General features: G+C 45.4%; 14 protein-coding genes. All 14 read left to right on the top strand.

What is annotated here, in order from left to right; all coding sequences use genetic code 11:
- Positions 1–125: 125 nt before the first annotated feature.
- Positions 126–3,653: a DNA-directed RNA polymerase subunit beta gene (gene rpoB, locus BLS23_RS18070; protein ID WP_089654442.1), complete on the top strand. Its 3,528-nt coding sequence runs from the start codon at positions 126–128 to the stop codon at positions 3,651–3,653.
- 72 nt (positions 3,654–3,725) lie between these two features.
- Entirely contained in the window at positions 3,726–7,337 is a 3,612-nt protein-coding gene (gene rpoC, locus BLS23_RS18065) for a DNA-directed RNA polymerase subunit beta' (RefSeq protein ID WP_089654441.1), read from the top strand.
- Positions 7,338–7,479: 142 nt separating this feature from the next.
- Positions 7,480–7,731 (top strand): 50S ribosomal protein L7ae-like protein, encoded by a 252-nt coding sequence (locus BLS23_RS18060; protein WP_089654440.1) that lies wholly within the window; start codon positions 7,480–7,482, stop codon positions 7,729–7,731.
- Between the two features lie 94 nt (positions 7,732–7,825).
- On the top strand, positions 7,826–8,245 hold the full coding sequence (gene rpsL / locus BLS23_RS18055; RefSeq protein WP_089654439.1) for a 30S ribosomal protein S12: 420 nt from the start codon (positions 7,826–7,828) through the stop codon (positions 8,243–8,245).
- A gap of 52 nt (positions 8,246–8,297) precedes the next feature.
- Entirely contained in the window at positions 8,298–8,768 is a 471-nt protein-coding gene (gene rpsG, locus BLS23_RS18050; RefSeq protein ID WP_089654438.1) for a 30S ribosomal protein S7, read from the top strand.
- A gap of 42 nt (positions 8,769–8,810) precedes the next feature.
- Positions 8,811–10,889 carry an elongation factor G gene (gene fusA / locus BLS23_RS18045; protein ID WP_089654437.1) on the top strand — a complete coding sequence of 693 codons (2,079 nt, stop codon included), beginning with the start codon at positions 8,811–8,813 and terminating at the stop codon, positions 10,887–10,889.
- Between the two features lie 128 nt (positions 10,890–11,017).
- Positions 11,018–12,208: an elongation factor Tu gene (gene tuf, locus BLS23_RS18040; RefSeq protein WP_089654436.1), complete on the top strand. Its 1,191-nt coding sequence runs from the start codon at positions 11,018–11,020 to the stop codon at positions 12,206–12,208.
- Between the two features lie 750 nt (positions 12,209–12,958).
- Positions 12,959–13,267 (top strand): 30S ribosomal protein S10, encoded by a 309-nt coding sequence (rpsJ, locus tag BLS23_RS18030; RefSeq protein ID WP_089654435.1) that lies wholly within the window; start codon positions 12,959–12,961, stop codon positions 13,265–13,267.
- 32 nt (positions 13,268–13,299) lie between these two features.
- The gene (gene rplC, locus BLS23_RS18025) at positions 13,300–13,935 is read left to right on the top strand and encodes a 50S ribosomal protein L3 (protein ID WP_089654434.1); all 636 of its coding nucleotides are present in this window, start codon (positions 13,300–13,302) and stop codon (positions 13,933–13,935) included.
- A 21-nt stretch (positions 13,936–13,956) separates the two neighbouring features.
- Positions 13,957–14,580, top strand: coding sequence for a 50S ribosomal protein L4 (gene rplD, locus BLS23_RS18020; protein WP_089654433.1), 624 nt, complete (start codon positions 13,957–13,959; stop codon positions 14,578–14,580).
- Complete coding sequence (rplW, locus tag BLS23_RS18015) at positions 14,580–14,867, top strand: 50S ribosomal protein L23 (RefSeq protein ID WP_089654432.1); 288 nt, start codon at positions 14,580–14,582, stop codon at positions 14,865–14,867. The genes rplD and rplW overlap by 1 nt, the downstream gene beginning before the upstream one ends.
- Before the next feature lie 36 nt (positions 14,868–14,903).
- The gene (gene rplB / locus BLS23_RS18010) at positions 14,904–15,737 is read left to right on the top strand and encodes a 50S ribosomal protein L2 (RefSeq protein WP_089654431.1); all 834 of its coding nucleotides are present in this window, start codon (positions 14,904–14,906) and stop codon (positions 15,735–15,737) included.
- A gap of 57 nt (positions 15,738–15,794) precedes the next feature.
- Positions 15,795–16,073, top strand: a complete 279-nt coding sequence (rpsS, locus tag BLS23_RS18005) for a 30S ribosomal protein S19 (RefSeq protein WP_035511685.1) — start codon at positions 15,795–15,797, stop codon at positions 16,071–16,073.
- Between the two features lie 20 nt (positions 16,074–16,093).
- A complete protein-coding gene (rplV, locus tag BLS23_RS18000) occupies positions 16,094–16,435 on the top strand; it encodes a 50S ribosomal protein L22 (RefSeq protein WP_035511684.1) in 342 nt (113 codons plus the stop codon).
- Positions 16,436–16,437: the final 2 nt, after the last annotated feature.

Genomic DNA, 16,437 nt, shown 5'->3' with positions numbered 1-16,437 from the left:
TCACCATTCGTTGTGAAACGGATGTTTAAATAGTGCTTGTGGCAAGATCAACCGCAAGCCTGTTCGGCATGTCTTGCCGGACCCTTTTTTCGTTATTAAAATGCTTGATTTGAGGGGTGAATCAGTTGACAGGTCAACTAGTTCAGTATGGACGACACCGCCAGCGCAGAAGTTATGCACGCATCAGTGAGGTATTAGAATTACCGAACTTGATTGAAATTCAAACCGCTTCTTACGATTGGTTCTTAGAAGAAGGTTTGAAGGAAATGTTCCAGGATATTTCCCCAATCGAAGATTTCACAGGTAATTTGTCACTGGAGTTTGTGGACTACAGCCTTGGCGAACCAAAGTATCCAGTCGATGAGTCAAAGGATCGCGATGTAACATATAACGCACCACTTCGTGTGAAAGTACGTCTCTTAAATAATGAGACGGGAGAAGTGAAAGAACAAGAAGTATTTATGGGTGACTTCCCGCTTATGACAGACACAGGTACCTTTGTAATCAATGGTGCAGAGCGTGTTATCGTTTCTCAGCTTGTTCGTTCTCCTAGCGTGTACTTTAACAAGAAGATTGATAAGAATGGTAAGAGAGGTTACACAGCTACCGTCATCCCAAACCGCGGAGCGTGGCTTGAGTTTGAGACCGATGCAAAAGACGTGGTACACGTCCGTATCGATCGTACTCGTAAGTTGCCGATCACCGTGCTTTTACGTGCTTTAGGATTCGGCACTGACCAGGAGATCATCGATCTTATTGGTGACAACGAATACTTGAAGAACACGTTGGAAAAAGACAATACGGAAAACACAGAGAAAGCGTTGCTTGAAATCTACGAGCGTCTACGCCCTGGCGAGCCGCCGACGGTAGAAAATGCGAAAAGCTTGCTTGTTTCCCGTTTCTTCGACCCGAAACGCTATGACCTAGCCCGTGTGGGTCGTTATAAAATGAATAAAAAGCTTCACATCAAAGACCGCTTGTTTAACCAGACGCTGGCAGAAACGCTGGTGGATGAAGAAACAGGCGAAGTGATCGCTGAAAAAGGGGACAAGATCGATCGTCGCCTATTGAATAAGCTGATCCCTCACTTTGATGACGAAGAAGGCACATTGAGTGAAGAATCGCTGGACCCGGTAGACGGAGTCCTTGAAGATCCTATCCAGGTTCAGTCTGTCAAAATTGTTGACCCGACGGACCCAGAAGGTGAACGTTCCATCAATGTCATCGGTAATGCAAACATTGACCGTGACGTGAAGAACATTACCCCTGCGGATATCCTTTCTTCCATCAGCTATTTCTTCAACTTGTTGCACGATGTTGGTGGAACAGATGACATCGACCACCTTGGAAACCGCCGTCTGCGTTCTGTTGGTGAATTGCTGCAGAACCAATTCCGAATCGGTCTTTCCCGTATGGAGCGTGTGGTTCGTGAGCGTATGTCTATTCAAGATACGTCCTCCATCACACCACAACAATTGATTAATATTCGTCCTGTGATTGCTTCAATCAAAGAGTTCTTCGGAAGCTCTCAACTGTCTCAGTTCATGGACCAAACGAACCCGCTTGCAGAACTGACGCACAAACGTCGTCTTTCAGCATTGGGGCCTGGTGGTCTGACTCGTGAACGTGCAGGATTTGAAGTTCGTGACGTACACTACTCCCACTATGGTCGTATGTGTCCAATCGAAACGCCGGAAGGACCAAACATCGGTTTGATCAACTCCCTTTCCTCCTATGCGAAAGTGAATGAGTTTGGTTTCATCGAGACACCTTACCGCCGCGTTGATCCAGATACGAATAAAGTAACAGCTCAAATTGATTATCTAACAGCTGATGAGGAAGACAATTACGTTGTCGCTCAGGCGAACGCTAAGCTTGAAGATGATGGAGCTTTTACAGATGAAGAAGTTATTGCTCGTTTCCGTGGTGAAAACACCGTTGTCAGTCGTGACCGTATCGACTACATGGACGTATCACCGAAGCAGGTTGTCTCTGCTGCGACCGCATGTATTCCTTTCCTTGAGAACGATGACTCCAACCGTTCCTTGATGGGTGCGAACATGCAGCGTCAAGCTGTACCATTGCTCAAGCCTGATGCGCCGCTTGTCGGTACAGGTATGGAGTATGTGTCTGGTAAAGACTCAGGGGCTGCTGTCATTTGTAGACACGAAGGAATTGTTGAGCGCGTAGAAGCGAAAGAAGTTCGTGTCCGCCGCATTTCTGAAGTGGATGGCAAAGAGGTCGAAGGAGACCTTGATCGTTATCGTCTGCAGAAGTTCATTCGATCCAACCAGGGAAGCTGTTACAACCAGCGCCCGATCGTTTCTAAAGGGGATCGCGTTAAGCAAGGGGAAATCTTGGCTGACGGACCTTCCATGGATATGGGTGAGCTGGCACTGGGGCAAAACCCTCTTGTCGCCTTCATGACATGGGACGGTTACAACTATGAGGACGCGATCATCATGAGTGAACGTCTCGTTAAAGATGACGTGTACACGTCCATTCATATTGAAGAATATGAATCTGAAGCCCGCGATACGAAGCTTGGACCAGAAGAAATCACTCGTGACATTCCAAACGTTGGTGAAGATGCTCTTCGTGACTTGGACGATCGAGGAATTATTCGCGTAGGTGCTGAAGTAAGCGATGGAGATCTGCTTGTTGGTAAAGTTACGCCAAAAGGTGTAACGGAACTATCTGCAGAAGAACGTCTCCTTCATGCGATCTTCGGTGAAAAAGCCCGCGAAGTCCGTGACACCTCCTTGCGTGTGCCACACGGTGCAGGCGGAATTGTCCTTGATGTGAAGATTTTCAACCGTGAAGACGGTGACGAACTTCCACCAGGTGTAAACCAATTGATCCGTGTCTATATCGTTCAGAAGCGTAAGATTTCTGAAGGGGATAAGATGGCCGGTCGTCACGGAAACAAAGGTGTTATTTCTAAGATACTTCCAGAAGAAGATATGCCTTTCCTTCCGGATGGTACACCGGTAGACATCATGTTGAACCCACTAGGTGTTCCATCGCGTATGAACATCGGTCAGGTACTAGAGCTGCACATGGGTATGGCTGCTCGTTTGATGGGTGAAAGAATTGCTACCCCAGTATTTGATGGTGCACGTGAGGAAGACGTTTGGGAAACATTGCAAGAAGCCGGTATGGCACGTGATGCGAAAACAATCCTATACGATGGACGTACAGGTGACCCATTTGATAACCGAGTATCCGTCGGTGTCATGTATATGATTAAACTGGCGCACATGGTTGACGATAAACTGCACGCCCGTTCAACTGGACCATATTCATTGGTTACGCAACAACCGCTTGGCGGTAAAGCGCAATTCGGTGGACAGCGTTTCGGTGAGATGGAGGTATGGGCACTTGAAGCATATGGTGCTGCTTATACTCTTCAAGAGATCTTGACTGTTAAATCAGATGATGTCGTCGGACGTGTGAAAACGTACGAAGCCATCGTTAAAGGTGACAACGTTCCTGAACCTGGTGTCCCTGAATCATTCAAGGTTCTGATTAAAGAGCTTCAGAGTTTAGGTATGGATGTGAAGATCCTTTCTGGTGATGAACAAGAGATTGAAATGCGCGATATCGAAGAAGAGCAAACCAAAGAATCCGAGAATTTGAACTTAGACGACTAAGATAGAAACACTGCTGCTGCTCGTGTTCTAAGTTTAGGGTAAAACCTGGATACTGAAAGGGAGGTAGGCCCCTTGCTAGATGTAAATAACTTTGAGTATATGAAAATAGGGCTGGCTTCACCGGATAAGATTCGTTCTTGGTCCTACGGTGAGGTTAAGAAGCCAGAAACCATCAACTATCGTACGTTGAAACCAGAAAAAGACGGTCTTTTCTGCGAGCGAATTTTCGGCCCGCAGAAAGACTGGGAATGTCACTGCGGAAAATATAAGCGCGTCCGTTATAAAGGTGTCGTTTGTGACCGTTGTGGCGTTGAAGTAACAAAGGCGAAAGTTCGCCGTGAGCGTATGGGGCACCTTGAGCTAGCTGCCCCTGTCTCTCACATTTGGTACTTCAAGGGAATCCCAAGCCGTATGGGCCTTGTGTTGGATATGTCTCCAAGAGCGTTGGAGGAAGTCATCTATTTCGCAGCTTATATTGTAACGGACCCAGGAGAGACGGCTCTTGAGAGAAAGCAATTGCTTTCTGAAAAAGAGTACCGCTCTTACCGAGAGAAGTTCGGACAAGGATTCCAGGCAGCTATGGGTGCGGAAGCGATCCGTAAGCTTCTATACGATATCGACCTTGATGGTGAAGTAGATACGTTGAAAGAAGAGCTGAAGACAGCTCAAGGACAACGTCGTACACGTGCAATCAAGCGTCTTGAAGTATTAGAATCCTTCCGTAACTCAGGAAACGATCCATCATGGATGATTCTTGACGTTCTTCCGGTTATCCCGCCGGAACTTCGTCCAATGGTCCAGCTTGACGGTGGACGTTTTGCAACTTCTGATTTGAATGACTTGTATCGTCGTGTGATCAACCGTAACAACCGCTTGAAGCGTTTGTTGGATCTTGGCGCACCGACAATCATCGTTCAAAACGAGAAGCGTATGCTGCAAGAAGCTGTCGATGCCTTAATCGACAATGGTCGTCGCGGCCGTCCTGTAACAGGACCAGGGAACCGACCGCTTAAATCTCTTTCTCACATGTTGAAAGGTAAGCAGGGACGTTTCCGTCAGAACTTGCTAGGTAAGCGTGTCGACTATTCCGGCCGTTCCGTTATCGTCGTCGGACCATCCTTGAAGATGTACCAGTGTGGTCTTCCTAAAGAAATGGCCCTTGAATTGTTCAAACCATTCGTTATGAAAGAACTCGTATCCCGAGGTCTTGCTCATAACATCAAATCAGCGAAGCGTAAGATTGAACGCGTGCACCACGAAGTATGGGATGTCCTTGAAGATGTTATCAAAGAACACCCTGTTCTACTCAACCGTGCACCAACATTGCACCGTCTGGGTATCCAGGCCTTTGAACCGACACTTGTTGAAGGTCGTGCCATTCGTCTGCACCCGCTTGTATGTACCGCATACAATGCCGACTTCGATGGAGACCAAATGGCCGTACACGTGCCACTCTCCTCAGAAGCTCAGGCGGAAGCGCGTATCTTGATGCTTGCTGCTCAGAACATTCTTAACCCTAAGGATGGTAAGCCGGTCGTTACACCTTCCCAGGACATGGTATTAGGTAACTACTACCTGACTCTTGAGAGAAAAGGTGCTATCGGGGAAGGCATGTTCTTTAAAGACTTGAACGAAGCTTTAATGGCTTACCAAAACGGCTATGCCCACCTGCACACTCGTGTAGCTGTTCAGGCTAGCTCCTTAAATAACGAAACATTTACTGAAAAACAGAATCAGCAGCTTCTACTGACTTCAGTAGGGAAGTTGATTTTCAACGAAATGCTGCCGAATTCATTCCCATATATCAATGAACCGACGAAAGAGAACTTGGAAATCAAGACTCCTGATCATTACTTCATTGAGAAGGGTACAGATATCCGTGAAGAGATCTCTAAACGCGAAGAAGTATCTCCATTCAAGAAAGGAATCCTCGGTGATATCATCGCAGAAGTGTTTAAGCGTTTCTCCATCAGTGAAACGTCTAAGATGCTTGACCGCATGAAGGACCTTGGATTTGCTTACTCCACGAAGGCCGGTATTACTGTCGGTGTATCCGATGTTGTCGTACTTCCAGAGAAGCAGGAAATTCTTGATGAAGCACAGGAGAAAGTGGATAAAGTCTTGAAACAGTTCCGTCGTGGTCTAATCACAGAAGAAGAACGTTACGATCGCGTCATCGAAATATGGTCTGCGGCTAAAGATGATATTCAGAACCGTCTGATGAAGTCCTTGAACCCGCGTAACCCAATCTTCATGATGAGTGATTCCGGAGCCCGTGGTAACGCCTCTAACTTTACGCAGCTTGCTGGTATGCGTGGTCTGATGGCCAACCCGGCTGGGCGAATCATCGAACTTCCGATCAAGTCAAGCTTCCGTGAAGGTCTGACGGTACTCGAGTACTTCATCTCTACACACGGTGCCCGTAAGGGACTTGCCGATACGGCCCTTAAGACAGCCGACTCCGGTTACTTGACTCGTCGTCTTGTAGACGTAGCGCAAGATGTTATTGTTCGTGAAGATGACTGTGGAACGGACCGTGGTCTCCCTGTAGCTGCATTGACAGAGGGAACAGAAGTGGTCGAACCATTGATCGACCGTCTTATCGGACGTACAGCATTCCAGACAGTGAAACATCCTGAAACCGGCGTTATTTTTGTAGAAAGAAATGAAGTCATTTATGAAGATGTCGCACGTCAAATCGTTGATGCTGGCATTGAAGAGATCGTGATCCGTACGGCATTCACATGTAATACGAAACACGGAGTTTGTAAGAAGTGTTATGGCCGTAACCTTGCTACAGGTGATGAAGTTGAAGTCGGTGAAGCAGTTGGAATCATCGCTGCTCAATCCATCGGTGAGCCGGGTACCCAGCTTACAATGCGTACCTTCCACACAGGTGGTGTAGCCGGAGACGATATCACGCAGGGTCTTCCGCGTATCCAGGAGATCGTGGAAGCACGTAATCCGAAAGGTCAAGCCGTTATCACAGAAATCGACGGTACGGTCCATGAAATCAATGAAGTCAAAGAGAAGCAGGAAATCGTCGTTCAAGGTGCTGTAGAATCACGTTCTTACACTGCTCCATATGGTGCACGTATGAAAGTGTCAGTTGGAGATGAGGTCAAAGCAGGTGAACCTCTAACTGAAGGTTCCATCGATCCTAAAGAATTACTGACCGTTCAAGGCCTTGATGGCGTTCAAGAATACCTTCTCAAAGAAGTTCAAAAGGTTTACCGAATGCAAGGGGTGGAAATCTCCGATAAGCACGTCGAAGTTATGGTACGCCAGATGCTTCGTAAAGTACGTGTCCTTGATTCTGGTGACACCGATGTACTTCCAGGTTCTCTGCTTGAAATCCACCAATTCAAAGAAGCGAACCAAAAAGCGCTTATGGAAGGTGGCCAGCCGGCAGTCGGCCGACCAGTCATCCTTGGTATTACCAAAGCGTCTCTTGAAACAGACAGCTTCCTATCTGCTGCATCCTTCCAGGAAACAACACGTGTCCTTACAGACGCAGCCATTAAAGGTAAGCGCGATGAGTTGCTAGGATTGAAAGAGAATGTTATTATCGGTAAGCTTGTTCCTGCAGGTACGGGTATGACTCGTTACCGCAAGATCCAAGCGCAATCCGAGCAACAACGGCAAGAGGTTCCAGAAGTGACGGAAGAAGTCACACATTCTTAAAATAAAGAAGTAGATGTTAACAAGGTGTAAAATTAAAGGGAGCACCAAAAAACTCACCCAGATGCAGTTGACATGCATTTGGGTGAGTGATAATATAATCAAGGTGCTTCCATTTATCCTTGTTACTTTGGAGGATATGAAGATGTCTTATGAAAAAGTAGCACAGGCTAAATCCGATATAATCATTGGAACCAAACAAACACTGAAAGCCATGAAAAATGGTGAAGTGGTTGAAGTCATAACGGCTGACGATGCTGATCAGTCGATGACACTAAAAGTAGCTAAATTAGCCCAACAACTGAACATTCCTCACACACGGGTACCTTCGATGGAGGAGCTCGGGAATGCATGTGGTATTGATGTTGGTGCGGCTACAGTGGCGATAAAGCAATAAAGTTTTGGCGTTCTACGCGAAAGCTTTGTTTTTTGCCTTTTTATGAACCACCTGGATGTGTGGTATTAAAAAAGTACGAAGGGAGGATACAAACATGCCAACAATTAACCAATTGGTACGCAAAGGACGCGTGAGCAAAACAAAGCAGTCTAACTCTCCAGCTTTGAACAAAGGTTACAACAGCTATAAAAAGCGTATGACTGACCTTTCTTCTCCACAAAAACGTGGTGTTTGCACACGTGTTGGAACAATGACACCTAAGAAACCGAACTCTGCTCTACGTAAGTATGCACGTGTTCGTCTAACTAACCAGCTAGAGGTTAACGCTTATATCCCTGGTGAAGGCCACAACCTTCAAGAGCACAGTGTTGTTCTTATCCGTGGCGGTAAAGTTAAAGACTTGCCAGGTGTACGTTACACCGTTGTACGTGGCGCTCTTGACACAGCAAGTGTTGATGGTCGTATGCAAGGTCGTTCCAAATACGGTACGAAAAAGCCAAAAGCTAAAAAATAATCGATATGCAAATATCGCTTAAATAAAAACACTGAAGAAGGGAGGGGAACATATGCCACGTAAAGGTCCAGTAGCTAAACGTGATGTGTTACCAGATCCAATGTATAACTCTAAGCTTGTTACTCGCTTGATCAACCAAATCATGGTTAACGGTCAGCGCGGTAAAGCACAGAAAATCCTTTATAAAGCATTTGAACTTGTTCAAGAACGTAGCGGCAATGACGCTATGGAAGCATTTGATCAAGCAATGAAGAACGTAATGCCTGTATTGGAGGTGCGCGCTCGTCGTGTAGGTGGTTCCAACTATCAGGTACCTGTTGAGGTTCGTCCAGAACGTCGCCAGGCACTAGGCTTGCGTTTCATCGTAAACTATGCGCGTCTTCGCGGAGAGAAAACGATGGAAGAGCGCCTAGCTAACGAAATTCTTGATGCTTCAAACAACACAGGTGCATCCGTGAAACGTCGCGAAGAAATGCACAAGATGGCGGAAGCGAACAAAGCATTCGCTCACTATCGCTGGTAATCACCAAAAAAATAAAGGTTCAAACAGGAAGGAGAAAGATGCATGGCTAGAGAGTTCTCCTTGGAAAAGACTCGGAATATCGGGGTAATGGCTCACATCGACGCTGGTAAAACAACGGCGACAGAGCGTATTCTTTTCTACACAGGACGTATCCACAAAATTGGTGAAACTCACGAAGGAGCTTCCCAAATGGACTGGATGGAGCAGGAACAAGAGCGCGGAATCACAATCACTTCTGCCGCTACAACTGCTCAGTGGAAAGGTCACCGTATCAACATCATTGATACTCCAGGACACGTAGACTTCACTGTAGAAGTTGAGCGTTCCCTGCGTGTACTTGATGGTTCCGTAGCTGTCCTTGACGCACAATCTGGTGTTGAGCCTCAAACAGAAACTGTTTGGCGCCAAGCTACGACATACGGTGTTCCACGTATTGTCTTCATTAACAAAATGGACAAAATCGGAGCTGACTTCATCTACTCCCTAGGCACTTTGCAAGACCGCCTAGGAGCGAATGCAGCAGCTGTTCAACTTCCTGTCGGTGCGGAAGATGAGTTCGAAGGAATCATCGACCTAGTAACGATGGAAGCATACTACTACATGGACGACTTGGGAACACGTGCTGAAGCACGCCCGATTCCTGACGACTATAAAGAACAAGCTGAAGAGTACCGCGGCAAGCTAGTAGAAGCTGTTGCAGAACTTGATGAAGACTTGATGATGCAGTATCTAGAGGGAGAAGAAATCACAAACGACCAGCTTAAGGATGCGATCCGTAAAGCGACTCTAAGTGTTGAATTCTACCCAGTATTCTGTGGTTCTGCCTTCAAGAACAAAGGAGTTCAACTTCTAATTGATGGTGTTATCGATTATCTACCATCTCCACTAGATGTACCTCCAATTGAAGGTCACGTACCACAAACAGAAGAAGAAGTTGTACGTAAGCCTGACGACAACGAGCCATTCTCTGCTTTGGCATTTAAAGTCGCTACAGACCCTTATGTAGGTAAACTTACTTTCTTCCGCGTTTACTCCGGTACATTGAATGCTGGTTCATACGTGAAAAACTCCACGAAAGATAAGCGTGAACGTGTAGGTCGTATCCTACAAATGCACGCAAACTCTCGTGAAGAGATCTCCACTGTGTATGCAGGGGATATCGCTGGTGCGGTAGGCCTTAAAGATACAGGTACGGGTGATACGCTATGTGACGAAAAGAGTCTTGTTATTCTTGAGTCCATGGAATTCCCTGATCCGGTAATCTCTGTTGCTATCGAGCCTAAATCTAAAGCTGACCAAGATAAGATGTCCATCGCTCTTGGTAAACTAGCTGAAGAAGATCCAACGTTCCAAACGGAAACAAACGTTGAAACGGGTCAAACGATCATCGCAGGTATGGGTGAGCTTCACCTAGACATCATCGTTGACCGTCTGAAGCGTGAGTTCAAAGTTGAAGCGAACATTGGTGCTCCACAAGTTGCCTACCGCGAAACATTCCGCGGAAGTGCGCAAGTGGAAGGTAAGTTCGTACGTCAATCCGGTGGTCGTGGACAATTCGGTCACGTATGGGTTGAGTTCGAGCCTAACGAAGAAGGCGCTGGTTTCGAATTCGTCAACAAGATCGTCGGTGGTGTTGTACCACGTGAATACATTCCATCCGTAGAACAAGGAATCAAAGAATCTATGGAAAACGGTGTATTGGCTGGTTACCCTATGGTAGACATCAAAGCGACTCTTTACGATGGTTCTTACCACGATGTCGACTCCAACGAAATGGCCTTTAAAGTTGCCGCTTCCATGGCACTTAAAGAGGCGAAAAACAAGTGTAAGCCCGTTCTACTTGAACCAATGATGAAAGTAGAAGTCGTTATTCCTGAGGAATACATGGGCGATATCATGGGTGATGTAACTTCCCGTCGTGGACGTGTAGAAGGTATGGAAACTCGTGGTAATGCACAAGTGGTTAAAGCATTTGTTCCACTTTCTGAGATGTTCGGTTATGCAACAGCGTTGCGTTCCAACACTCAAGGCCGTGGTACGTACACAATGCACTTCGACCACTATGAAGAAGTTCCGAAGAGCATCTCTGAGGAAATCATCAAGAAAAATGCTGGTGAATAATTGATTTTTTAGACGAGTTAAAGTATAACTTGTATTGTAAGCTTAGGAGTGACTCTCGATTACTCCTAAGCTGCATCATAAATCTTTAAAAACCAAACTTGTTACTTATCTAAAGGAGGAAATATACAATGGGTAAAGAAAAATTTGACCGGTCCAAGTCCCACGTTAACATTGGTACTATTGGACACGTTGACCACGGTAAAACAACTCTAACTGCAGCAATCACGACTGTACTTCACAAGCGTTCTGGTTCTGGTGAAGCAATGGCATATGACATGATCGACGGTGCTCCTGAAGAGCGCGAGCGTGGAATCACAATCTCCACTGCACACGTTGAGTACGAAACAGAAACTCGTCACTATGCACACGTTGACTGCCCAGGTCACGCGGACTACGTTAAGAACATGATCACTGGTGCTGCTCAAATGGACGGCGCGATCCTAGTTGTATCTGCAGCTGACGGTCCAATGCCACAAACTCGTGAGCACATCCTACTTTCTAAAAACGTAGGTGTACCAGCTATCGTTGTATTCTTGAACAAAGTTGACATGGTAGACGACGAAGAGCTTCTTGAACTAGTAGAAATGGAAGTTCGCGATCTACTTTCTGAGTACGACTTCGATGGTGATGACGTACCAGTAATCAGCGGTTCTGCTCTTAAAGCTCTTGAAGGTGAAGAGAAGTATGAGCAAGCAATCTACGATCTTATGGACGCAGTTGACGAGTATGTTCCAACTCCAGACCGTGACACTGACAAGCCATTCATGATGCCAGTTGAGGACGTATTCTCTATCACTGGTCGTGGTACAGTTGCAACTGGTCGTGTTGAGCGTGGAACAGTTAAAGTCGGTGACGAAGTTGAAATCATCGGTATGGCTGAAGAGTCCAGCAAAACTGCTGTAACTGGTGTTGAAATGTTCCGTAAGCTTCTAGATTACGCTGAAGCTGGAGACAACATCGGTGCACTTCTTCGTGGTGTTAAGCGTGAAGACATCAACCGTGGTCAAGTACTAGCTAAGCCTGGTTCCATCACACCACACACAAACTTCAAAGCTGAAGTTTATGTACTAGCTAAAGATGAAGGTGGACGTCACACTCCATTCTTCTCTAACTATCGCCCGCAGTTCTACTTCCGTACTACGGACGTAACTGGTGTTATTCAACTTCCTGAAGGCGTAGAAATGGTTATGCCTGGGGACAACGTTGAAATGACTGTAGAACTTATTTCCCCAATCGCGATCGAGGACGGAACTCGTTTCTCCATCCGTGAAGGTGGACGTACTGTAGGTTCTGGCGTAGTTTCTGAAATCACTAAGTAATTTCAGTTCTATCCTATATAGAGAGCAACAGCTTCTGGCTGTTGCTCTTTTTTATTGAAAAAATAAGGCTCTACGTCTACTTCCTCAGCTAAACTAAAAGGTATGCTCCTATACGATATTGGCTTTAGAACATACGGAATCTTATTCGGGCTGGTGGATACGCTTTATTTTTAATTCCCTTACTATTACACGGAAAAAGAAGCTGAATTAATCTATTGATTGAATGATATTACACACGTACGTTTTTTTATCCAAGGGAAAGTGTTACTTATTTACACTGGAGATGTGAGCATTGAAGAGGGGATCGCCAGTGTGAAGGTTAAGGAAGATGTATTTTAAACAATATCAACTATGAATTACGTGGTGTCTATATTTTACTAAGGCATTCGAATGTTCAGACAACTATTCTTTACACAGAAGTGGTTGATATTCTAATGTATATTTGTTTTAATGGACAATGGATTTCAAAGAGGCGGTCAAAGAAATTCGGCGGAAACCCCATGGATGCTTGGTTTCCCCTTGAAAAACGTCCTGGACGCTAGTATAATATTTTAAGTGTCCGTAATGAAAATAATTATGGATTTATCCTTGCATTGACCGCATTTCTTCTATATAATGAATAATGTTGGTCATAAAAGGCGATGAAGCGAAAGGTTGTTGACACACCCGGCCCCTTTGCCATGGCCGGTGGTCAAGTTTTTTTCGCGGAGAATGTCTATTTCAAAAATGGGCGAAGAAGGAGGGAAAATAATGGCAAAAGAGAAAATTCGTATTCGTTTAAAGGCGTATGATCACAGAGTACTTGATCAGTCCGCAGAAAAGATCGTAGACACTGCGAAGCGTTCCGGAGCTAATGTATCTGGTCCGATCCCGCTTCCAACAGAGCGTTCTGTTTATACTGTACTTCGTGCGACTCACAAGTATAAAGACTCTCGTGAGCAGTTCGAAATGCGCACACACAAACGTCTAATCGACATTGTTAATCCAACACCACAGACAGTTGATTCACTTATGCGTTTGGATCTACCATCTGGTGTGGATATCGAAATCAAACTATAAATAAATCGTAAAGATAATAGGAGGTGTAACGGATGACGAAAGGAATCTTAGGACGAAAAGTCGGCATGACTCAAATTTTCTCCGAAAATGGCGAGTTGATCCCAGTAACAGTTGTTCAGGCTGAGCCAAACGTTGTTCTTCAAAAGAAAACAACAGAAAATGACGGTTATGAAGCGATCCAACTAGGTTTTGCTGATGAAAAGTCAAACCGCTTGAAGAAAGCTGCTCAAGGGCACGCTGATAAAGCAAGCACAACACCTAAGCGCTACGTTCGTGAATTCCGTAATACAAACCTTGATGACTTTGAACTAGGTCAAGAGGTTAAAGTTGATATTTTCGAAGCTGGTGACGCTATTGACGTTACAGGAACATCTAAAGGTAAAGGTTTCCAGGGTGCAATCAAGCGCCATAACCAATCTACTGGACCTAAAACTCACGGTTCCCGTTTCCACCGTCGATCCGGTTCTATGGGGCAAGGTGCTGACCCATCCAAAGTCTTCAAAGGCAAAGGTCTTGCAGGACAAATGGGTGGCGAAACAGTAACTCTACAAAACCTTGAAGTAGTAAAAGTGGACGCTGAGCGTAATCTACTACTTATCAAAGGTAATGTACCAGGCGCGAAAAAATCTTACGTTAAGATTACAAGTGCAATTAAGGCTAGCAAATAATAAACGAAGGGAGGATATGTCATGCCTAAAGTAGCACTATTAAACCAAAGCGGTTCTAATGTTGGTGAAATCGAACTGAATGAATCCGTTTTTGGAATCGAACCTAATACTCACGTATTACACGAAACTGTGTTGATGCAACGCGCGAATCTTCGCCAAGGCACACACAAAGTAAAAGGACGTTCTGAAGTTAGTGGCGGCGGACGCAAACCATGGCGCCAAAAAGGTACAGGCCGTGCGCGTCAAGGATCTATCCGTTCACCACAATGGGTAGGTGGCGGAACTGTATTCGGTCCTACACCACGCAGCTACAGCTACACGATGCCAAGAAAAGTACGTCGTTTGGCACTTCAATCTGCTTTCTCTTCTAAAGTGAAAGAAGAAAACATCATTGTTCTTGAGAGCCTATCTCTAGATGCTCCAAAAACAAAAGAAGTTGCAAACATTCTAAAGGCACTAGATGTTAACGAGAAAGCATTGATCGTTACTGCTGAAGCAGACGAAAACGTAACTCTATCATCTAACAATATCCCTACAGTGAAGAGTCTTCCTGTAGAGCAAGTAAGTGTGTTAGACTTGCTAACGCATGACAAGCTGATCCTTACTAAGGAAGCAGCTGAAAAAGCAGGGGAGGTGCTCTCATAATGAAAGAACCACGCGATATTATCAAGCGCCCTGTCATTACTGAACATTCTGCTGATCTTATGGGAGAAAAGAAATATACGTTTGAAGTTAGCCCGAAAGCTAACAAAACTGAAATTAAAAAAGCAGTTGAAGAAGTCTTTGGTGTTCAAGTTGCATCTGTCAACACAATGAACCTAAAAGGTAAATTCAAGCGTATGGGTCGTTACGGCGGCTACCGCTCTGATCGTAAGAAAGCAGTCATCACTTTGACTCAGGACAGCGAAGAACTAGAAATCTTCGAAGCATAAAATACACGAATTGAAATATGAAGGAGGGAAATAAAGATGGCGATTAAAAAGTTCAGACCAATTACTAACGGTCGTCGACACATGTCAGTATCTGATTTCGCTGAAATCACAACTGACAAACCTGAACGCTCCCTTGTCACTCCACTTCATAAAAAAGGTGGACGTAACAACCAGGGTAAGCTGACAGTTCGTCATCAGGGCGGAGGCCACAAGCGTCAGTATCGTATTATCGACTTTAAGCGTGACAAAGATGGAATACCTGGACGCGTTGCTACAGTCGAATATGATCCAAACCGCTCCGCTAACATTGCACTAATCAATTATGTTGATGGTGAAAAACGTTACATCCTAGCTCCAAAAGGTGTGAAGGTTGGAACGGAAATTCTTTCTGGTGAAGGTGCAGATATCAAACCAGGTAATGCTCTTCAGTTGAAAGACATTCCAGTTGGTACAATCGTACACAACGTAGAACTTAAGCCAGGACGCGGAGGACAGCTTGTCCGTTCTGCAGGTGCTTCTGCACAAATCCTTGGTCGTGAAGAAAAATACACGCTTGTACGCCTGACTTCTGGTGAAGTTCGTTTGGTACTAAGCACTTGCCGTGCAACAATCGGTCAAGTTGGTAACCTTGAACACGAACTAATCAGCGTAGGTAAAGCCGGACGTTCTCGTTGGAAAGGTAAGCGCCCTACAGTACGTGGTTCTGTAATGAACCCTAGTGATCACCCACACGGTGGTGGTGAAGGACGCGCGCCAATCGGTATGCCATCTCCAGTATCTCCATGGGGTAAACCAACTCTTGGATACAAAACGAGAAAACGCAACAAGCCGTCTGATAAATATATCGTACGTAGACGCGGTAAAAAATAACGGGATTGTCGGGCGGGCAATAACACCCGTCTCTCAATCACGAAGGGAGGTTTATTCATGGGCCGCAGCCTGAAAAAAGGACCTTTTGTAGATGATCACTTAATGAAAAAAGTCGAGAAGTTGAACGAAGATAATAAACAGCAGGTCGTAAAGACTTGGTCTCGCCGTTCTACGATCTTCCCTAACTTCGTCGGACACACAATCGCCGTTTATGACGGTCGTAAGCACGTACCAGTTTATGTGACTGAAGATATGGTAGGTCACAAACTAGGTGAATTCGCGCCATCCCGTACGTTCAAGGGACACTCTGGCGACGATAAGAAAACAAAACGTTAATATAGAGAGGAGGCACTCTAATGCAAGCTAAAGCAGTTGCTAAAACCGTTCGTATCGCTCCTCGTAAAGCTCGTTTGGTAATTGATTTAATTCGAGGAAAAAATGTTGGTGAAGCTCTAGCTACACTACGTCTAACACAACGTGGCGCATCTCCAGTAGTTGAGAAACTTCTTAACTCCGCGATCGCTAACGCAGAACACAACTATGAAATGGACCCGGAAAACCTATACGTTTCCGAAGCGTTTGTAAACGAAGGCGTAACTCTTAAACGTTTCCGCCCTCGCGCTATGGGCCGCGCAAGCCAAATCAACAAACGCACAAGCCACATCACAGTGGTCGTATCAGAAAAAAAGGAGGGATAATC

The sequence above is a fragment of the Halobacillus aidingensis genome, from assembly GCF_900104185.1.
In the GTDB taxonomy this organism is placed as follows: domain Bacteria; phylum Bacillota; class Bacilli; order Bacillales; family Halobacillaceae; genus Halobacillus; species Halobacillus aidingensis.
The sequence above is the reverse complement of the archived record's forward strand: the minus strand, read 5'-3'. Positions and strand labels throughout refer to the sequence as shown.

Bases quoted from the DNA above. Each gene is read 5' to 3' on its own strand.
- rplD (WP_089654433.1), top strand. From the start codon at position 13,957: ATGCCTAAAGTAGCACTATTAAACCAAAGCGGTTCTAATGTTGGTGAA.
- rplB (WP_089654431.1), top strand. From the start codon at position 14,904: ATGGCGATTAAAAAGTTCAGACCAATTACTAACGGTCGTCGACACATG.
- rplW (WP_089654432.1), top strand. From the start codon at position 14,580: ATGAAAGAACCACGCGATATTATCAAGCGCCCTGTCATTACTGAACAT.
- rplV (WP_035511684.1), top strand. From the start codon at position 16,094: ATGCAAGCTAAAGCAGTTGCTAAAACCGTTCGTATCGCTCCTCGTAAA.
- rplC (WP_089654434.1), top strand. From the start codon at position 13,300: ATGACGAAAGGAATCTTAGGACGAAAAGTCGGCATGACTCAAATTTTC.
- BLS23_RS18060 (WP_089654440.1), top strand. From the start codon at position 7,480: ATGTCTTATGAAAAAGTAGCACAGGCTAAATCCGATATAATCATTGGA.
- rpsL (WP_089654439.1), top strand. From the start codon at position 7,826: ATGCCAACAATTAACCAATTGGTACGCAAAGGACGCGTGAGCAAAACA.
- rpsG (WP_089654438.1), top strand. From the start codon at position 8,298: ATGCCACGTAAAGGTCCAGTAGCTAAACGTGATGTGTTACCAGATCCA.
- rpsJ (WP_089654435.1), top strand. From the start codon at position 12,959: ATGGCAAAAGAGAAAATTCGTATTCGTTTAAAGGCGTATGATCACAGA.
- tuf (WP_089654436.1), top strand. From the start codon at position 11,018: ATGGGTAAAGAAAAATTTGACCGGTCCAAGTCCCACGTTAACATTGGT.
- rpsS (WP_035511685.1), top strand. From the start codon at position 15,795: ATGGGCCGCAGCCTGAAAAAAGGACCTTTTGTAGATGATCACTTAATG.
- fusA (WP_089654437.1), top strand. From the start codon at position 8,811: ATGGCTAGAGAGTTCTCCTTGGAAAAGACTCGGAATATCGGGGTAATG.